Here is a 17912-nt window from a genome sequence, read left to right on the forward strand (position 1 = left end):
GGTTAATTATTATAGATTTCTTGTTCTAATCGTTCCAATGTTTTTTCATCATCATAGGATAGTTTAATGTTCACTAAATTTTCTTGTAAATCGTTTAAGTACCGCTCTGCCTCTTCCTTTCTGTTTAAGGCAACATGTAGTTTTATCAGGTTGAAATAAACGTATTGTGCTATTTTAGCATTGTAATCCGCTTTGGAGTCTTTGTAATCCACTAGCGTCAATACATTATTCCAAATATCAATGCCTTTCTGCATGTTTTCCATAGCTGAAATAGTCATTCTTGAATTTGGATCTTCTTGGATTTTCTTCAAATTCGTTAAAACATAAATGTGTGCCTTCTCCAATTCGTCATAGGTATTTTTACGATTTTTAACCACTTCCAAATACATTGATTTTCTTTGATTGATATAACCATAACGCTCATTCAAAAGTTGGTTAATTTTTCGCATAACCTTTTCCAAATACTTCTTCTCTTCCCTATTCTTATTAATATTATTTGTTGGGTAATTAGAAATCATTTCGAATTCCGTAAATAAATCTGTTCTGAAATTTTCTTCGCCATTTAATGTTACCACAATTTTTGTTGGTTGATTAGCAAAAGATTGTCCCGCATTGTCTTGAAAATTCACTTTATCAATTTCTACTTGAACATTTAGAATATTCTGACCACGTTCCAAACCATTAATTACAATTTTACTTGCCAAAATGGTATTATCAACAATAACGTAATCATTTAAGTCCGGATCTCTATAAATAGGTTCTGCTGGCTTATAATAAGTGGGTCTATTAGGTAAAACCAATGTCGGTTTTTTTCCTTGATCCGTTAAAGCTAATCTTTCTAATAAAGTTAACTCGCTAAATTCTTTCGATTCTAATTCGAATTTTTCTTTTGCCAGGGTAATATCCGTTTCGTGCTGTTCTAATTTTGTTTTGTATTCTGCTTCACTATCAATTACTTTTTGATCATAAGCTTCTAATTCATTTTGAAAATCAGTTTTAGACTGTGCAATAACGTCTTCCGTTGTAACATTATATGGTGAATTAACGGTTACAGCATAAAATTGCTGATCGGCTGGAATGGAAACTTCTGGCAATTGCGACACATTAAACTCCACTTTTTCACCTGTAATTCCTTGAGCCAAAACCAATTGGACACCTACAAAAAATAGACATGCTATTAAATAATACTTTTTCATTCTTTTTCTTTTTAAATAGTGTGCAAAAATACGGGTTTTTTAGTGATATAAATGAAATGATGTGGACAATTCAAAATTCATATAATTAGTAAGATGAAAACGTTTTGTAAATCTGCCTAATTATAGTTCAAAAAAAACTCTCAATATTTACATGGAGAGTTTTTTTTAATAAGTTATAACAGATTAAAGCTAGTCCTTTTTGTAAATAGTTGTCCCTTCTTTAATGGTTTCCAAAACTAAAATATCTTTAATTTCCATTGGAGATATTTTAAGCGGGTTTTTATCTAGAATTACTAAATCGGCTAACAAACCTGTTTTAAGCATACCTTTTCTATCTTCCTCAAAATACTGATAAGCTGCATTACTTGTTATGGCTTGTAAAGCTTGAAATGGTGAAACACGTTCATCAGCTCCAATGACTTCGCCATTTCTAGATACACGATTTACCGCAGACCAAATAACAAACAACTGATTAATTGGAACGACATTAAAATCGGTATGATTTGTTGGTTTCAAACCTTTAGAAATAGCTGTTTTCATTGGGCTGATAAAGGAAGCTTGTTCCAAACCACGATTTTTAATATGTGCATCGGCAAAAAAGAAAGTGTGTTCAGTATATAAAGATGGTATCATTTTATATTCAACATATTTATCAAGTTGATCTGCCCTAACAAATTGTGAATGAATAATAGTAGTTCGTCTTTCTTTAGTAGGATTTCCGTTACTGGCAAATTCGTGTGCTTTGATACACATATCAATGGCACCATCTCCATTTGCATGAAAAGTAGATTGCAAGCCATTATCATATACCTTTTTCAACATAATATTCACCTCATCTTGGGAAAAAGTAGACTCACCCAACCAATCCGTTTCACCACTAGGGCCACCTGTTAAATAAGGTGTTGTAAATAAAGCGGTACGTCCTTGAGGAGATCCATCAATGGTGATTTTAATACCACCCAATTTAAATTTATTGTTGTAATTTCCAAAAGCTTCAACGCCATATGTACTTATAACACTATCTAATTCTGTTATAAACGGATATGAAACAACGTCAATAAACAAAGCGTTATTTTCAGCAGCTTTTTTCAGAATAATCACATCAGATACGTGAGACAAACCTTCTTGAGCCGTTGTTACGCCAGCTTCAGCATAAATCATTTGTCCATCCTTTATTTGTTGGGCTAATTCGGCTTCTGACGGTTGTGGTAACCTTTCAAAAATAGGAAGAAATGCCGTTTCCATAATTAGTCCGTATGGTTCATTTGTTCCTGGTTTTCTAACAATAATTCCTCCTGGAGGCGTTTCCGTTTTATCAGAAATACCAAATTTCTCTATAGCTTTGGAATTAATTACGGCGCCATGTAAAGAGACATGCATAACCAAAACTGGATTATTTGGAAAAGCCGCATCTAAATCGTCTCGGTTTAGTAATTTACCTTCAGGCATAACCGTATCATCATAGCCATACCCCATAATAAGTTCGCCTTCAGGAATACTTTTTTCTGTTTGAATATTTTTTAAAGCCTCAACAATACCAGCAACATCATTGGCATTTCCAACAGGAGATGGTGAGCAATTAGCTTGGTTACTCATGGATAAGGCGTTAATAAAATGACTGTGTGGGTCTATAAATCCTGGCAATAAGGTTTTACCTTCTAGATCTATCATAATGTGACCGGAACCAGCAATTTTCATAGCTTCATCTGAATTACCGACGAAACTAATTTTTCCGTCCGTTACAACTAGAGCTTGGACATATTCAGCCGTTTCGCCAGACATGGTAATAATATCACCATTGTAATAGACCGTAGAAACCGATTTAGAATTGTTTTCAGTAACAGCTTTTGAAGATTCTGAATCTTTGCAAGCAAAAACTAGAAATGTAATAAAAACGATAGAGAGTAGTTTTTTCATTGAAATTTGGGTTAATGTTAGATATAATATGCTAACAAATATAGCCAAAAAAAATATCCTGAAATCCCTACTAAACTAACGAATTACATTAAACATATCTATTTAATTCCAATGTATTAATTCCACCATGACTGGCATGAGCAACAGCAATTCCATTTCTAATAATTAACAATTGTGGTGACTCATGAAGCACTTGAAACTTATAACCTGTTTCATGACTAACATCACGATAATTCAATAAATCTAAATAATATAAATCCGCATTTAAATCCACATCGAAGGCATCAACAAACTGATTCATCACCATTTTACTAATACCACAACGTGTAGAATGTTTAAATATCATTTGCGTTTTGGTGTTCGATTTTTTAGCAATTTCATCTAATTGGTCAACTGCATTTAAAGCCTTCCACGGCAACAATTTTTCCTCCTTGGGCTCACCAGAACCGCCAAATAATTTATTTATAAAACCCATATTTTTATTTCTAAAATTTGTATCTTAAAGGTAAGTCGAAACAACTATACAAATCTTACAGACTGACTAAACGTCACGCCATCACGAGCTTTAAGCGACATTTTGTCGCTAAAAATAGAGTGGTAAGATTATTGACTTATAGGTATCAAGCACAACAATTAGTAATAACAAAACATAAAAAACACATCCTTTAACACGGATTATATACTATTATGAATTTAAATAATTATACCATAAAATCACAGGAAGCTATACAGCAAGCTCAACAGCTTGCACAGGGCTTTGGACATCAACAAATAGAAAACGAACACATTTTTAAAGCGCTTTTCAATATTGATGAAAATGTTTTACCGTTTCTATTAAAAAAATTGAATGTAAATATTTCAATTTTAGAACAGGCTTTAGATAAGCAATTAGAAAGCTTTGCTAAAGTATCTGGTGGTGAGATTATGCTTTCACGCGAAGCAGGAAAAACCTTAAATGAGGCGTCAATAATTGCTAAAAAAATGACCGATGAATATGTTTCTATCGAGCATTTAATTTTGGCTATTTTCAAATCGTCCAGTAAAGTTGCTCAAATGCTAAAAGATCAAGGCGTTACGGAAAACCATTTAAAAGCGGCTATTGAAGAGTTACGTCAAGGAGATCGTGTAACATCGCAAAGTCAAGAAGACACATATAATTCTTTGAATAAATACGCCAAAAACTTGAACCAATTAGCCAAAGAAGGCAAATTAGATCCCGTTATTGGTCGTGATGAAGAAATACGACGTATTCTTCAAATTTTATCTCGAAGAACCAAAAACAACCCGATTTTAGTAGGAGAACCAGGAACTGGAAAAACGGCAATCGCGGAAGGTTTAGCACATAGAATTGTAGATGGTGATATTCCTGAAAATTTAGTAGACAAACAAATTTTTGCTTTAGATATGGGTGCCTTAATTGCAGGCGCTAAATATAAAGGTGAATTTGAAGAACGCTTAAAAGCCGTTATCAAAGAAGTAACAACGAGTGAAGGCGATATTGTTCTCTTTATTGATGAAATCCACACCCTTGTTGGTGCAGGTGGTGGTCAAGGCGCTATGGATGCTGCTAATATTTTAAAGCCAGCATTAGCGCGAGGCGAACTGCGTGCTATTGGAGCCACAACTTTGGACGAGTATCAAAAATATTTTGAAAAAGATAAAGCACTGGAACGTCGATTCCAGAAGGTAATGGTGGATGAGCCCGATACGGAAAGTGCTATTTCTATCCTTCGTGGTATTAAAGAAAAGTATGAAACACACCACAAAGTGCGTATAAAAGACGAAGCTATCATTGGTGCAGTTGAATTATCTGAACGATACATTACCAACCGTTTTTTACCAGATAAGGCTATTGATTTAATGGATGAGGCTGCATCTAAATTACGAATGGAAATCAATTCCAAACCAGAAGAATTAGATGTTTTGGACAGAAAGGTAATGCAGTTGGAAATTGAAATTGAAGCCATTAAGCGTGAAAAAGATGAAACGAAATTAAAAACGTTACGTGCTGATTTAGCAAATTTAAAAGAAGAACGCAACGAACTAAATGCTAAATGGAAAAGCGAAAAAGAAGTCGTAGATAATATCCAAGCCGCAAAATCCGATATTGAAGAATTTAAACTAGAAGCAGAACGTGCGGAGCGTGATGGCGACTATGGTAAGGTAGCTGAAATTCGCTATGGAAAAATAAAAGAAGCACAAGAACGTTTGGAAACCCTTCAAAAGGAGTTGCAAGCCAATCAAAGTGACAGTTCTTTAATAAAAGAAGAAGTCACTTATGATGATATTGCAGAAGTGGTAGCTAAATGGACGGGCATTCCAGTAACCAAAATGTTACAGAGTGAACGGGAAAAGCTATTAAAATTAGAAAACGAATTGCACAAACGTGTGGTTGGTCAAGAAGAAGCTATTGTTGCCGTTAGTGATGCTGTACGACGCTCTAGAGCTGGTTTACAAAATCCACAGAAACCAATTGGCACCTTCCTATTTTTAGGAACAACAGGTGTTGGTAAAACGGAATTAGCAAAAGCCTTGGCAGAATATTTATTTGATGATGAAGCTGCTATGACTAGAATAGATATGAGTGAATACCAAGAACGTCATGCGGTAAGCCGATTGGTTGGCGCACCTCCAGGGTATGTTGGTTATGATGAAGGTGGTCAGTTAACAGAAGCTGTAAGACGTAAGCCGTATTCCGTTGTTTTATTAGATGAAATTGAAAAGGCGCATCCAGATACTTTCAATATTTTATTGCAAGTATTAGATGAAGGTCATTTAACGGATAACAAAGGACGTCTAGCAGATTTTAAAAACACGATTATCATTATGACCTCTAATATGGGAAGTCAGATAATTCAAGAGAAATTTGAAGCCACAAAAGATGTAGATGCAGCCATGGAACTGGCTAAAATAGAAGTGCTAGGATTGTTAAAGCAAAGCGTGAGACCCGAATTTTTAAACCGTATTGATGATACCATTATGTTTACGCCTTTAACAGAGGAAAACATTACAGAAATTGTAGGATTACAATTAAAAGGAATCACCAAAATGATAGGAAAACAAGGCATTACGTTTGATGCCACACCAGAAGCCATTGCTTATTTAGCAAAAAAAGGCTACAATCCAGAATATGGTGCACGACCTGTTAAACGTGTCATTCAGAAAGAAGTTTTAAATGAATTAAGTAAAGAAATTCTATCTGGATCGGTTTCAACAGACAGTATTATTCTACTAGATGCTTTTGATGATAAATTAGTATTTAGAAATCAAGGTGATTTAGTATCTGAAGAGTATTAAAGTTTCCTTAAAACGAAAATAAAAAGTTCGAAAGGACGTTTTCAGTAATAAGTTGGTTAGTTAGTTTTAAAAAGCAACGTAAATCCCATACAGGATGCACGTTGCTTTTTTTTTGTATAAGAACATAACATTTTGGCTTTCAATAATATTTGCTTATTTTACTAGTATAAACAATTACGGATTTAAACATAAATTAGCGTAAATTTATCTTTGATAAAAAATTAAAACAAACGATATGGGCATGTTTCATTATTACGATTTACCAGGTGCAGAAATTTTTGTTTTCGACGATTTTCTAATTTGTCAAATAGGTGAAGGTATGGAAATTCATCCAGAGCATAATACAAACTTGAAGGAAGTGATTGAAAAGCATTTTTTAGGTAAAAATATTGGCTACATATCCAATCGTGTTAACTCCTACTCCGTGGACCCGCTGACCTATGTTGAAACCGAAAAAATCCCTAATCTAATAGCCATGGCTATAATTCCTGAAACAGAAGTTATGCGAAAGAATGCCGAATATGAACGCAATTTTTATGATAAACCTTATGAAATATTCAACTGTTTAGGTGATGCCATTAATTGGATTCATTGTCTCATTAGAGAAGAAACAAATTCATAAATAAAAAAAGCCGCTTATATGCGGCTTTTTTCAATTCTGATGGTTTAAAAATTCAATTAGAATTTCCTACCAATACCCAAACCAACTACTAGTGGGTTAATATCTACTTCTACAGGTAAAATACCTGCTCCTGTGTTCACTTCAACATCTGTTGAGATTAATAATTGCTTCACATCTAGGTTTAAAAACCACTTGTCATTTAAATTATAATCAACACCTACTTGAAATGAAAACCCAAATGTGTTTTCATAATCCATATCAACTATATCACCTTCATCTATCCCGTAAAAAATGGTATAATTAATACCAGCACCTAAATATGGTTTAAAATCTCCAAAATAAAAGTGGTATTGTAGATTTAATGTTGGAGGTAATAACCACGCATGACCTAAATCCGTTGTTCCTAAATTATTACCAACTTCTACATCGTGTTTGGTAGTTGCTAAAATTAATTCAGCAGCTATATTTTTAGTAAAGAAGTATGTAAAATCTAATTCTGGAACAAAGGTTGTAGAAATATCCACATCTGCACCTGGGATGTCATCACCTGGCGAAGGAATAACAGCAATTACCCTAAAACGCGCTTGCCACTTACTGTAATCATCATTGGAAGTTTGATTCTCTTGCGCTTGCGCATTAAATATAAAGGCAAACACTAATAACGTACTAAAAATTATTTTTTTCATGGTATAAAGTTTAAAATTATACCTCAAAAGTAATTTCAATAAATGCTTTAAACACTGACAAAAATCATAGGTGAAAATTACACATAGTAATGTACTATGATTCAATGAACTAAATTTTATAAATAAATTAAACTTTCTTTAAACATTTAAAATTTGATAAATATTTGATAAATTTTATCAATAAAGTTAAAAAGATAGACAGTTAATCGTATTTTTACAGCACCTTAACCTATTTTTTACGACTATGGAAATTAACAATTATATTGATCACACCCTTCTTAAACCTACTGCCACACAAAAGGAAATAAAAACGCTTTGTGATGAAGCCAAAGAGTACCGCTTTTTTAGTGTTTGTGTTAATGGTTTTTATGTACCTTTAGCTAAAGAGCTTTTAACAAAATCCAATGTTAAAGTTTGTGCTGTGGTTGGTTTTCCTTTAGGAGCTATGACAACCGAAGCCAAAGTTTTTGAAGCTAAGAAAGCTATTGAAGATGGTGCCGATGAAATTGATATGGTCATTAACATTGGCATGCTTAAAAGTAAAAGTTACGTTAATGTTTATACAGATATCCGCGATGTAAAAGTGGCTATTGGTTCTAAAACGCTGAAGGTTATATTAGAAATTAGTGAATTATCTAAAAACGAAATCATAAAGGCTTGTCAGATTTGCTTGGATGCCAAAGCCGACTTTATAAAAACATCAACAGGGTTTTCTAAAGGTGGCGCCACCTTGACGGCTGTAAAAATGATTCGGAAAACAATAAAAGATGGTGCTAAAATAAAAGCATCAGGTGGTATTCGTAATTTAGGAACTGCTAAAAAATATATTGAGGCTGGTGTGGACAGAATAGGTGCATCATCAGGTGTTTCTATTATGGAGGAACTAGCCAAGGAATAACAAAAAATTTAATCTAATTATGAGCGTACATATTGAAGCCAAAAAAGGAGAAATTGCTGAAACCATTCTTTTACCTGGCGATCCACTTCGAGCCAAATGGATAGCCGAAACGTTTTTAGACAATCCAAAATGTTTCAATAAGGTCCGCAATATGTTTGGATACACTGGGACTTTTAATGGGAAACCTATATCTGTTATGGGAACCGGAATGGGTGTTCCAAGTATTTCTATTTATGCCCATGAGCTTATTAATGAATTTGGTGTAAAAAACTTAATTCGCGTTGGTAGTGCTGGATCCTATCAAGAACATGTAAAAGTTAGAGACATTGTTTTAGCTATGGCAGCATCATCAAATTCTGGTGTTAATGAATTGCGTTTTGGTGGCGCCGATTACGCGCCTACAGCCGATTATAATTTATTCCAAAAAGCAGTAGACATAGCTAAAAGTAAAAATATTCCTATTAAAGCGGGAAACGTTTTTACTTCAGATGAGTTTTATGCAGACAATTTTGAGTCTTATAAAAAGTGGTCTAAATTTGGTGTGCTTTGTGTAGAAATGGAAACTGCTGGACTTTATACCATTGCGGCTAAACACAATGTTAATGCTTTGACTATTTTAACCATTTCAGATTCTTTAGTTACTGGAGAACGCACGACAAGTCAAGAGCGTGAAACCACATTTAAAGATATGATTGCTATTGCTTTAGATTTAGCTTAAACACATACATCATAATGCATATGAGGTTTTTAATGGCACTTGTTCTTATTGGATTTTTATCATTATCAAGTTGTGCGGAAAAATCTGACGATACCACATTAACAACACTTTACTTTATACGTCACGCCGAAAAAGACCGAAGTAATCCGAACAATAAAGACCCGCATTTAACCGCCACCGGAAATCAGAGAGCCATATATTGGTCTGAAGTTCTTAAAAACGTGAAATTTGAGGCCATATATTCAACTGACTATAAACGTACTGTTGAAACCGCTTCACCAACAGCCAAAAACAACAACCTAAAGATTCAGATTTATAATGCCAACATTTTAGATACTGATAAATTGTTAAGCGAAAACAGAGGTAATAACGTGCTAATTGTTGGACATAGTGATACCACACCCAAATTTGTAAATAAATTTTTAGGAACGGAAAGTTACCAAGATATTGATGACAGTAATAATGGGAATTTGTACATCCTAACCTTTACAGATACTATGATTACGGATTTACTTCTAGTGGTGAACCCTCAATAATATTCTCCAATTCTATTTTAGAAAGTAATTTTAATTGTTCTTTTTCAAACAAATCATCTAAATTTTCTACTGCAACACCTTCGGTTTCTGGTTTATAATTATTGTAGTCTACAAAACGTAAACCCCCAACATAGCGTTCGTTAAAAGCTTCACGAAAACGGAATCCAACACCATCCGCTTCCTCATAAGAATAGGCCAAATAATCTACTTTAAAAGTTTCTGTTTGAACCCAGTATATGAATTCATCTTCAAAATCTTCACCTCCGCCTTCTTCATCAAAAGTAACTTTAACTTTATAATATGGCACATCTTTTATTGCAACCTTCCCTATTAACTGCTTATTTACAGCAGCATCATTTAAACCATGAGGTAGTATGGCAAAATAATGCACTGAATTTACAGAAGCACTTAATTTTGCTGCAGTAGTATCCGCTAATACAACTTGCTCCTCATCAATATAGCGCTCAAATCCATTATTATCAATATAGTCTTGAACAAACCCAACCGAATCTTTTTGAAACTCCCTAATCAAAGTATAGTGGCCATTATCACGTTTTGCATGATATTGTATATCTCTAAACTGAAAGGAATATGACGATTTGTCCAACTTATTACCACCAGCAACTTTTATGGCTTTGTTTACAATGTCGTTAGCGGTCAGTTCTTTTTTAGAAGACTCACAACTAGCAATAAATAAAACGATTAATACAAAGGCTATATGTTTCATGTTTACTATATTTCTAATTTCTGTCGTAAATCTAATGAATACTTACAGCATAAATTCGAAAAGCAATCATAATTTATTTACCTTTGAATTCTATGCAGAACACCATTAACATAAAGAATAAAAAGGCTAAATTTCAATATGAAATTTTAGATAAATACACCGCTGGTATAGTATTAACTGGGACGGAAATAAAATCTATTAGAGCTAGTAAGGCGTCCATAGCTGAAAGTTTTTGCGAGTTTAATGAACAGGGTGAATTATTTGTTATTAATATGACCGTTGAAGAATATATGTACGGCACATATTATAACCACAGACCAAAAGCAGAACGTAAATTATTACTAAACAAACGCGAATTAAAAAAACTGGAAAAAGAGGTTAGAAATACGGGTTTAACCATTATTCCATTGCGCTTATTTATTAATGACAAAGGCTATGCAAAACTTGTTATTGCTTTAGCTAGAGGTAAAAAATTATTCGACAAACGTGAAACCATTAAAGATCGGGATAATAAAGTCCGTTTAGATCGTATTAAGAAAAGCTTTTAAAGTATACACATGAAGAGAACCCTAGTAATCATGGTCTTTTTAATGACTATTTCCCAAATTCAGGCACAAATACTGCTAGACCCAAGCTCTAGAAAAGTTGGTAGTATTGATGCTATTATTAATGAACTATACCATGTTAATTCTGGTAAAAAAGGATACGACCGCAATTGGGCAGATTTCAAGTACTTGTTTTATCCAGGTGCAAAAATTATCCCCACAGGCCCTAGTTTAGACGGGAATCATTTAGCGAAATTTATGACACCTGATGAGTATAAAAAAAGCTCGGAAGAGTGGCTAAAAGAAAATGGCTATTTTGAAAAAGAAATTAACCGGAAAATGGAAGTTTTTGGTAATATAGCTCATGTTTTTAGCACTTTTGAAGCCTACCATAGTCCTACCGATCCTTATCCGGCACTTCGTGGAATTAAGAGTATTCAGTTATTAAATGATGGATTACGTTGGTGGATTGTTAACGTTTATTGGATGCAGGAAACCCGAACCAAACCAATTCCTCGAGATTATTTACCAGATTAATTATATCACATTAGCTATCAGAATATGTTTTATGAGAATAGACCAAGAATAACTTTAGAAAAATCGACATTAGATGTTTTTCTAGACGTTTTTTCGTTTGGAATTCTTCTTTTAGCCCTGTTATATATCATTTTAAATTATAGCCAATTACCAGAACAAGTTCCTATGCATTTTAACCACTCGGGAAAAATAACTCGTTATGGTGATAAAAGCAGTATTTGGTTTCTTAATTTAATAGGCTTTGCAACCGTTTATGGGCTTTTTTATTTGAATAAATTTCCGCATATTTTTAATTATGCACAGAAAATAACCACCCAAAATGCCCAGAAATTATATGTAGAAGCTACACGATTAATTCGTTTTTTAAATGTCTGTATTGCTTTTTTATTTGCAATCATTTCTTTTGAAATCGTTCAAGTCAGCTTACACAAAACAGATTCTATAAGTAACTTTTCCAATTATCTATTAATGGGAATTGTAATCCTAATGACTATTGGTCCAATAATATATGTTGTTGTCAGTTTAATAAAGAAAAAGACCTAGTTTTTATCTTCTAATAAAGGAACAAATCTAAATTCGCCGTATTCATGCTTTTCGAATTCCTTGATACCTTTTCTAATAAATAAGGTCATGGTTTGAACATCATCCCCAACAGGAATAACCAATCGTCCACCAACTGCCAATTGACTCAATAATGGATTTGGAACAAACGGCGCACCAGCCGTAACAATAATACCTTTAAAAGGTGCTTCTTCCTTTAAACCAATATAACCATCACCGAAAATTAATTTTTTAGCACGATATCCTAATTTCGGTAAAAATTTACTTGTTTTTTTAAACAATTCATGCTGCCTTTCAATGCTATAAACTTGCGCACCAAGTTCACATAAAACAGCCGTCTGATAACCACTTCCTGTACCTATTTCTAAAATTTTATCGCCTTTTTCTATTTGTAGTAATTCCGTTTGAAACGCCACGGTATACGGTTGCGAAATAGTTTGGTCCGCCGCAATAGGAAATGCTTTATCTTGATAAGCATGATCTAAAAAACCAGAATCCATAAACAAATGACGTGGAATTTTACCAATAGCATTTAGCACATCAGTATTTGTAATTCCTTTATCTTTAACAACCTGAACTAGCTGTTGGCGCATGCCTTTATGCTTAAATGTATCCTTCAAAATATCTTTTTTTTAAAGTCTAAAATTACACAAACATTTCATGGGTTAAAATTAAAATCCGTCTAAATTATCCACATTTTAGAATCGGATATTTTATGTCTATTTTCACAGAAATAAATAGCGAAAACCTTATTTTTGTTCAAAACGATAAAAAATGATAAAAGCTGGTGTTTTAGGCGCAGGCCATTTAGGTAAAATTCATTTACGGTTATTAAACCAATCTGATAAATATGAATTAGTTGGATTTTACGATGCAGATGAAGAAAATGCAAAGAAAGTAGAAGCTGAATTTGGATACAAGTATTTCAACACTATTGAAGCGCTTATAGCCGCTGTTGATATGGTAGATATTGTAACTCCTACCCTTTCACATTACGATTGTGCCAAAAAAGCTATTGCCAAAGGCAAGCATATTTTTATTGAAAAACCCATTACTAATACGGTTGAAGAAGCTGAAGAAATTCGCGAACTTCTTGCCCAGCACAATATTCGTGGACAAGTTGGACATGTGGAGCGTTTTAATCCCGCTTTTATAGCGGTTAAAGATAAAATTGAAAACCCCATGTTTATTGAAGCGCACCGCTTAGCCGAATTCAATCCGCGTGGCACAGATGTTCCTGTTGTTTTAGATTTAATGATTCATGATATTGATATTATTTTAAGTGTCGTAAAATCTAAAGTTAAAAGTGTTTCAGCAAGTGGTGTTTCGGTTATCAGTGACACACCAGATATTGCCAACGCTCGTATTGAGTTTGAAAATAGCTGCGTTGCCAATTTAACAGCCAGTCGTATTTCTTTAAAAAACATGCGTAAAACACGTTTCTTTCAACGTGATGCTTACATTTCTGTCGATTTTCTAGAGAAGAAATGTGAAGTCGTAAAAATGAAAGATGCACCAGAAATTCCAGGCGATTTTGATATGGTATTACAGAATGCGGAAGGTGTTAAAAAACAAATCTACTTTGATAATCCAGAGGTAACCACTAATAACGCCATTTTAGACGAATTGGAAACTTTTGCTGATGCTATTAAAAACAATACTAAACCCATTGTTACACTTCATGATGGCACAGAAGCTTTACGTGTAGCAACCATGATTATAGAGCAGTTTTAATATGTTCCAACCGGAAAGAAGTGAATAATAACACAAACCAAAAAGTTTTAAAAAACAAACATCTCCGTACGAGATTAGTTGAAAGCTAAACAAGATAACATTAACAGCATTCCTTTTTTTAATAGGAATAAAAAGATTTTTTTATGAAAAACATTGCAGTAATAGGAGCCGGAACCATGGGAAATGGTATTGCACATACCTTTGCCCAAAGCGGTTTTAAAGTTCAATTAATTGATATTAGTGAAGCCTCATTAAAAAGAGGCATGGATACCATTTCTAAAAATTTAGATCGTATGGTTTCTAAAGAAAAAATTACAGAAGCGCAAAAGCAAGAAACACTAGATAATATTACCACTTATACAGATGTTGTAGAAGGTGTTGAATATGCGAGTTTAGTGGTGGAAGCAGCAACAGAAAATATTGATTTGAAGCTTAAAATTTTCAAGCAATTGGATGAGGCTTGTTCTGAAGATACGATTTTGGCAACCAACACATCGTCTATTTCTATTACACAAATAGCAGCAGTTACCAACAGACCGAGCCAAGTAATTGGTATGCACTTTATGAATCCTGTGCCTATTATGAAGTTAGTAGAAATTATTCGTGGCTATAACACGAGTGATGCTGTAACAAACACCATAATGGAGCTATCTAGAAAATTAGGAAAAACCCCAACGGAAGTAAATGATTATCCTGGTTTTGTGGCTAACCGAATATTAATGCCTATGCTAAATGAATCTATTGAAACGTTATACAATGGCGTTGCTGGTGTTGAAGAAATTGATACGGTTATGAAATTAGGTATGGCGCATCCAATGGGTCCATTACAACTAGCAGATTTTATTGGATTAGATGTTTGTTTATCTATTCTAAATGTGATGTATGACGGTTTCAAAAACCCAAAATATGCGCCATGTCCATTGTTAGTAAATATGGTTAGAGCTGGGAAACTAGGTGTTAAATCTGGTGAAGGTTTTTATGATTATTCAGAAAGTCGTAAGGCCGAACATGTGGCGAAGCAGTTTCTAAAATAAGACTTGAAGTAATTTGGCACAATATGAAATTAGTAACTAATAAAATGAGATTTCCGCTTTAGCAGCAAATAAACATGGCTAAAATAATTCCTTTTAAAGCAGTTCGTCCAACGCGAGACAAAGTCAGTCTTGTTGCGGCACGATCCTATCAAAGCTATACGCCTGAACAACGAGAATCTCGATTACGCGATAATCCGTTTTCGTTTTTGCACATTGTAAATCCTGGCTATCGTTTTGACAAAGAAATATCTGGCATTGAGCGCTATTCTTTGGTTAAGAACAGGTATTTGGAATTTAAGGAGGATACTATTTTCATTCAAGATGAGCGGCCTGCGTATTATGTATATAGAATTGTAGATCGAGAAAATCAGGAATTTAATGGCATTGTAGCTGCTGTAAGCGCCGTAGATTATGAAAGTAATGTAATTAAAAAACACGAGGACACCATTGAACACCGTGAAGTAATTTTCAAAGATTACCTTAAAACAGTTGGTTTTAATGCCGAACCTGTACTCCTAACCTATCCGGATAATGCCGTAATAAAAGGTATTATTTCTAAAAAGCAAAAGGAACGCGCGGAATACGAATTTACAACCACATACCGAGATACACATTACTTGTGGAAGGTAGATAAACCAGAACTACTTGATCGTATAGAAGCAGAATTTAAAAAAATGCCTCATATTTATATTGCCGATGGTCATCATAGGTCATCATCGTCTTATTTGTTATACAAAGATTTAAAAGCTGCAAATCCAAACCATCAAGGCACTGAACCGTATAGTTTTTTTATGAGCTATTTGATTCCAGAATCAGATTTACGGATTCATGAATTCAACCGGTTAATTAAAGATTTAAACGGTTTATCTAAAGAAGCTTTTTTAATTGAATTAGATACCATTTATCGCATTGAAAATCGTGGTACAATTCCTTATAAACCATCTAAAAAACATCATTTTAGTATGTATTTAGATGGCGAGTTTTATTCTCTGTACTTACGGAAATCGGCCTACAGCAGCGGAACCTCATTAGATGGTTTGGATGCCCAAATTCTTTTTAAAACCATTTTAGAGCCTATATTAGGAATTGTGGACTTACGAAACGATAACCGCATTATGTATATGAATGGTAAGAAAGACATAGTGAACATTAAGAATAATGTGGATAGCGGTGATTTTGCTGTTGGGTTTGGTATGGTTCCTGTAACTATAGAGGAAATGAAACAAATTGCAGACGACGGTTTAAAAATGCCACCAAAATCGACATTTATTGAGCCCAAGTTACGCAGTGGTGTCACCATTTACGAATTTTAATGAAATACATCTATTTTTTCATATGTAGTTTAATTACAGGTGCTGTATGTTCTCAAAATGAGCGTGATACAACAATTCATGAAATCATTTATCCATCATTATATACTAATTATGAATTAGCTAAAAGTGAAATACTAAAACTTGAAGAAACGTATGGTTATGAAACTAATTTAAAATATTTTCTATTAGATAGAAGTTTTGAAAATGGTGATATAGAATTTTTTAAAGCAGAATTAACGATTCTCGTTAGAGATTATGGCTTTAATTTAGCCTACGAACCTGAAGGCAAAACCTATTATGAATCTATTACAGTTGGTGATTTAGCAAATTGGTTTAAAACCATGTACCTGAAAAATCATTTTATCTGGTTGGACACTAATTTTTTAAAGCAAGCCGATTTACAACAGTTAAATAGTTTAAAAGACAAAACAAGCATGTATTCCAAAGTACGTTATGCTTTGGATCAAAAAGTCACATTGGATTCTGTGCAAAAACAAGAACAGAAAAAAGTATTTGAAGATATAGCATTCGAGAATTTATCTGAGTTATATGCACTAACCAGAAAAATTGATAAATATCCCACTGGAAAAAATTTCGCATTAATTCAAAATAGTTTCGCGCTGTTAGAATATCAAAATTTTGGCATTGAGCGCAATTTTGAAAGGACTTGGATACTTTTTGAACCCTTTTATAAAAAGGCTTATTTAGAACACGCTATAGATTATATCATTTATAAAAATTATGATAACTATAGTTTCATTCATTATAAAAATCAGCGTTACGGTTTAATATCCATTTTTGATATTCCGGAAGACTATCAAGGAGATTTGTTTTCCATACCTATTCGCGACTTAGAATATGCCAATAAAATTAAATCAGATTTTAATTGGAAAAAATAATATATACCATGTCCATTAAACAGAATTTACTTAATCTAAAAAACCAAATTCCCGAACATGTAACACTTGTGGCTGTTTCGAAAACGAAGCCCAATAGTGATATTATGGAAGCCTATGATGCCGGCCAGCGTGTTTTTGGAGAAAATAAAATTCAGGAAATGGTTGATAAATTTGAAACCTTACCTAAAGATATTTCTTGGCATATGATTGGTCATGTACAACGCAACAAAGTAAAGTATATGGCGTCCTTTGTGAACTTAATTCACGGCATGGATAGTTTTAAACTCCTTAAAGAAATTAATAAACAAGCCAAAAAAGAGACACGCATTATAGATTGTCTTTTACAGATAAAAATTGCAGAAGAAGATTCTAAATTTGGTATGGCCAAGGTAGATGCTGTCAATATGTTGAAATCCAATGCCTTCAAGGAACTTCAAAATGTGCGAATCACAGGTGTTATGGGAATGGCAACTTTTACAGATGACCAAAATCAAGTTACAGCAGAATTCAACAGACTAAAAACTATTTTTGACGAACTCAAAACCCTTCACGCCAATTTAGAAATTATTTCTATGGGCATGAGTGGTGATTATGAGTTAGCAATAAACTGTGGAAGTAATATGATTCGTGTAGGAAGTAGTATCTTTGGCGAACGCAATTATTAAAGCTTAAAATTAAATTACATCTAATAC

The 17912-nt window shown here is 33.5% G+C and carries 19 protein-coding genes; 13 read left to right on the forward strand and 6 right to left on the reverse strand.

What is annotated here, in order from left to right; genetic code table 11:
* Positions 1-2: 2 nt before the first annotated feature.
* The 3 genes from ACN0QX_RS06905 to ytxJ form a co-directional block, all read right to left on the reverse strand.
* Positions 3-1196, reverse strand: coding sequence for a hypothetical protein (locus ACN0QX_RS06905; protein ID WP_417195998.1), 1194 nt, complete (start codon positions 1194-1196; stop codon positions 3-5).
* Between the two features lie 189 nt (positions 1197-1385).
* On the reverse strand, positions 1386-3113 hold the full coding sequence (locus tag ACN0QX_RS06910) for an amidohydrolase (RefSeq protein ID WP_417195999.1): 1728 nt from the start codon (positions 3111-3113) through the stop codon (positions 1386-1388).
* An 88-nt stretch (positions 3114-3201) separates the two neighbouring features.
* Positions 3202-3588 carry a bacillithiol system redox-active protein YtxJ gene (gene ytxJ, locus ACN0QX_RS06915; protein WP_417196000.1) on the reverse strand — a complete coding sequence of 129 codons (387 nt, stop codon included), beginning with the start codon at positions 3586-3588 and terminating at the stop codon, positions 3202-3204.
* Positions 3589-3800: 212 nt separating this feature from the next.
* On the opposite strand from ytxJ, the gene clpB reads away from it, so the two are divergent.
* The gene (clpB, locus tag ACN0QX_RS06920; RefSeq protein WP_417196001.1) at positions 3801-6410 is read left to right on the forward strand and encodes an ATP-dependent chaperone ClpB; all 2610 of its coding nucleotides are present in this window, start codon (positions 3801-3803) and stop codon (positions 6408-6410) included.
* Positions 6411-6645: 235 nt separating this feature from the next.
* Positions 6646-7032: a hypothetical protein gene (locus ACN0QX_RS06925; protein ID WP_248398831.1), complete on the forward strand. Its 387-nt coding sequence runs from the start codon at positions 6646-6648 to the stop codon at positions 7030-7032.
* Between the two features lie 56 nt (positions 7033-7088).
* Here the strand turns inward: ACN0QX_RS06925 and ACN0QX_RS06930 are convergent, their stop codons facing one another.
* Positions 7089-7718: an OmpW/AlkL family protein gene (locus ACN0QX_RS06930; protein WP_417196002.1), complete on the reverse strand. Its 630-nt coding sequence runs from the start codon at positions 7716-7718 to the stop codon at positions 7089-7091.
* Positions 7719-7962: 244 nt separating this feature from the next.
* Here ACN0QX_RS06930 and deoC point away from each other — a divergent pair, with 244 nt between their 5' ends.
* From deoC to ACN0QX_RS06945, 3 genes are read left to right on the forward strand one after another with little or no spacing between them, the layout of a single operon-like run.
* Positions 7963-8616, forward strand: a complete 654-nt coding sequence (gene deoC / locus ACN0QX_RS06935; protein ID WP_248398826.1) for a deoxyribose-phosphate aldolase — start codon at positions 7963-7965, stop codon at positions 8614-8616.
* Between the two features lie 19 nt (positions 8617-8635).
* Positions 8636-9334: a purine-nucleoside phosphorylase gene (gene deoD / locus ACN0QX_RS06940; RefSeq protein WP_248398823.1), complete on the forward strand. Its 699-nt coding sequence runs from the start codon at positions 8636-8638 to the stop codon at positions 9332-9334.
* Positions 9335-9366: 32 nt separating this feature from the next.
* Positions 9367-9870, forward strand: coding sequence for a SixA phosphatase family protein (locus ACN0QX_RS06945; RefSeq protein ID WP_417196003.1), 504 nt, complete (start codon positions 9367-9369; stop codon positions 9868-9870).
* Here the strand turns inward: ACN0QX_RS06945 and ACN0QX_RS06950 are convergent.
* Positions 9836-10597, reverse strand: coding sequence for a DUF6503 family protein (locus ACN0QX_RS06950; RefSeq protein ID WP_417196004.1), 762 nt, complete (start codon positions 10595-10597; stop codon positions 9836-9838). The genes ACN0QX_RS06945 and ACN0QX_RS06950 overlap by 35 nt on opposite strands.
* Positions 10598-10689: 92 nt before the next feature.
* Here ACN0QX_RS06950 and smpB point away from each other — a divergent pair, with 92 nt between their 5' ends.
* The 3 genes from smpB to ACN0QX_RS06965 are packed head-to-tail and all read left to right on the forward strand — an operon-like array spanning position 10690 to position 12222.
* Entirely contained in the window at positions 10690-11145 is a 456-nt protein-coding gene (gene smpB / locus ACN0QX_RS06955) for an SsrA-binding protein SmpB (protein ID WP_248398814.1), read from the forward strand.
* Positions 11146-11154: 9 nt separating this feature from the next.
* Positions 11155-11679, forward strand: a complete 525-nt coding sequence (locus ACN0QX_RS06960) for a hypothetical protein (RefSeq protein WP_417196005.1) — start codon at positions 11155-11157, stop codon at positions 11677-11679.
* 24 nt (positions 11680-11703) lie between these two features.
* The gene (locus tag ACN0QX_RS06965; protein ID WP_417196006.1) at positions 11704-12222 is read left to right on the forward strand and encodes a DUF1648 domain-containing protein; all 519 of its coding nucleotides are present in this window, start codon (positions 11704-11706) and stop codon (positions 12220-12222) included.
* Here the strand turns inward: ACN0QX_RS06965 and ACN0QX_RS06970 are convergent.
* On the reverse strand, positions 12219-12860 hold the full coding sequence (locus ACN0QX_RS06970) for a protein-L-isoaspartate(D-aspartate) O-methyltransferase (RefSeq protein ID WP_248398806.1): 642 nt from the start codon (positions 12858-12860) through the stop codon (positions 12219-12221). The two genes, ACN0QX_RS06965 and ACN0QX_RS06970, sit on opposite strands and share 4 nt — an antisense overlap.
* Before the next feature lie 154 nt (positions 12861-13014).
* Between ACN0QX_RS06970 and ACN0QX_RS06975 the strand changes: the two genes are divergently transcribed.
* The 5 genes from ACN0QX_RS06975 to ACN0QX_RS06995 all read left to right on the forward strand — a co-directional run bounded on the left by ACN0QX_RS06975 (position 13015) and on the right by ACN0QX_RS06995 (position 17885).
* The gene (locus ACN0QX_RS06975; protein WP_417196007.1) at positions 13015-13974 is read left to right on the forward strand and encodes a Gfo/Idh/MocA family protein; all 960 of its coding nucleotides are present in this window, start codon (positions 13015-13017) and stop codon (positions 13972-13974) included.
* A gap of 143 nt (positions 13975-14117) precedes the next feature.
* Complete coding sequence (locus ACN0QX_RS06980; RefSeq protein ID WP_417196008.1) at positions 14118-15008, forward strand: 3-hydroxyacyl-CoA dehydrogenase family protein; 891 nt, start codon at positions 14118-14120, stop codon at positions 15006-15008.
* 74 nt (positions 15009-15082) lie between these two features.
* Complete coding sequence (locus tag ACN0QX_RS06985) at positions 15083-16321, forward strand: DUF1015 domain-containing protein (RefSeq protein ID WP_417196009.1); 1239 nt, start codon at positions 15083-15085, stop codon at positions 16319-16321.
* Entirely contained in the window at positions 16321-17220 is a 900-nt protein-coding gene (locus ACN0QX_RS06990; RefSeq protein ID WP_248398794.1) for a hypothetical protein, read from the forward strand. The genes ACN0QX_RS06985 and ACN0QX_RS06990 overlap by 1 nt, the downstream gene beginning before the upstream one ends.
* A gap of 8 nt (positions 17221-17228) precedes the next feature.
* Complete coding sequence (locus ACN0QX_RS06995) at positions 17229-17885, forward strand: YggS family pyridoxal phosphate-dependent enzyme (protein WP_248400606.1); 657 nt, start codon at positions 17229-17231, stop codon at positions 17883-17885.
* Positions 17886-17912: the final 27 nt, after the last annotated feature.

Source organism: Bizionia sp. (assembly GCF_048259285.1).
GTDB lineage: Bacteria > Bacteroidota > Bacteroidia > Flavobacteriales > Flavobacteriaceae > Algorimicrobium > Algorimicrobium hallyeonense.

Bases quoted from the DNA above. Each gene is read 5' to 3' on its own strand.
- ACN0QX_RS06980 (WP_417196008.1), top strand. From the start codon at position 14,118: ATGAAAAACATTGCAGTAATAGGAGCCGGAACCATGGGAAATGGTATT.
- ACN0QX_RS06930 (WP_417196002.1), bottom strand. From the start codon at position 7,718: ATGAAAAAAATAATTTTTAGTACGTTATTAGTGTTTGCCTTTATATTT.
- ACN0QX_RS06925 (WP_248398831.1), top strand. From the start codon at position 6,646: ATGGGCATGTTTCATTATTACGATTTACCAGGTGCAGAAATTTTTGTT.
- ACN0QX_RS06985 (WP_417196009.1), top strand. From the start codon at position 15,083: ATGGCTAAAATAATTCCTTTTAAAGCAGTTCGTCCAACGCGAGACAAA.
- ACN0QX_RS06960 (WP_417196005.1), top strand. From the start codon at position 11,155: ATGAAGAGAACCCTAGTAATCATGGTCTTTTTAATGACTATTTCCCAA.
- ACN0QX_RS06905 (WP_417195998.1), bottom strand. From the start codon at position 1,196: ATGAAAAAGTATTATTTAATAGCATGTCTATTTTTTGTAGGTGTCCAA.
- ytxJ (WP_417196000.1), bottom strand. From the start codon at position 3,588: ATGGGTTTTATAAATAAATTATTTGGCGGTTCTGGTGAGCCCAAGGAG.
- clpB (WP_417196001.1), top strand. From the start codon at position 3,801: ATGAATTTAAATAATTATACCATAAAATCACAGGAAGCTATACAGCAA.
- ACN0QX_RS06965 (WP_417196006.1), top strand. From the start codon at position 11,704: ATGTTTTATGAGAATAGACCAAGAATAACTTTAGAAAAATCGACATTA.
- ACN0QX_RS06975 (WP_417196007.1), top strand. From the start codon at position 13,015: ATGATAAAAGCTGGTGTTTTAGGCGCAGGCCATTTAGGTAAAATTCAT.
- ACN0QX_RS06995 (WP_248400606.1), top strand. From the start codon at position 17,229: ATGTCCATTAAACAGAATTTACTTAATCTAAAAAACCAAATTCCCGAA.
- ACN0QX_RS06910 (WP_417195999.1), bottom strand. From the start codon at position 3,113: ATGAAAAAACTACTCTCTATCGTTTTTATTACATTTCTAGTTTTTGCT.
- smpB (WP_248398814.1), top strand. From the start codon at position 10,690: ATGCAGAACACCATTAACATAAAGAATAAAAAGGCTAAATTTCAATAT.
- ACN0QX_RS06950 (WP_417196004.1), bottom strand. From the start codon at position 10,597: ATGAAACATATAGCCTTTGTATTAATCGTTTTATTTATTGCTAGTTGT.
- ACN0QX_RS06945 (WP_417196003.1), top strand. From the start codon at position 9,367: ATGGCACTTGTTCTTATTGGATTTTTATCATTATCAAGTTGTGCGGAA.
- ACN0QX_RS06990 (WP_248398794.1), top strand. From the start codon at position 16,321: ATGAAATACATCTATTTTTTCATATGTAGTTTAATTACAGGTGCTGTA.
- deoD (WP_248398823.1), top strand. From the start codon at position 8,636: ATGAGCGTACATATTGAAGCCAAAAAAGGAGAAATTGCTGAAACCATT.
- deoC (WP_248398826.1), top strand. From the start codon at position 7,963: ATGGAAATTAACAATTATATTGATCACACCCTTCTTAAACCTACTGCC.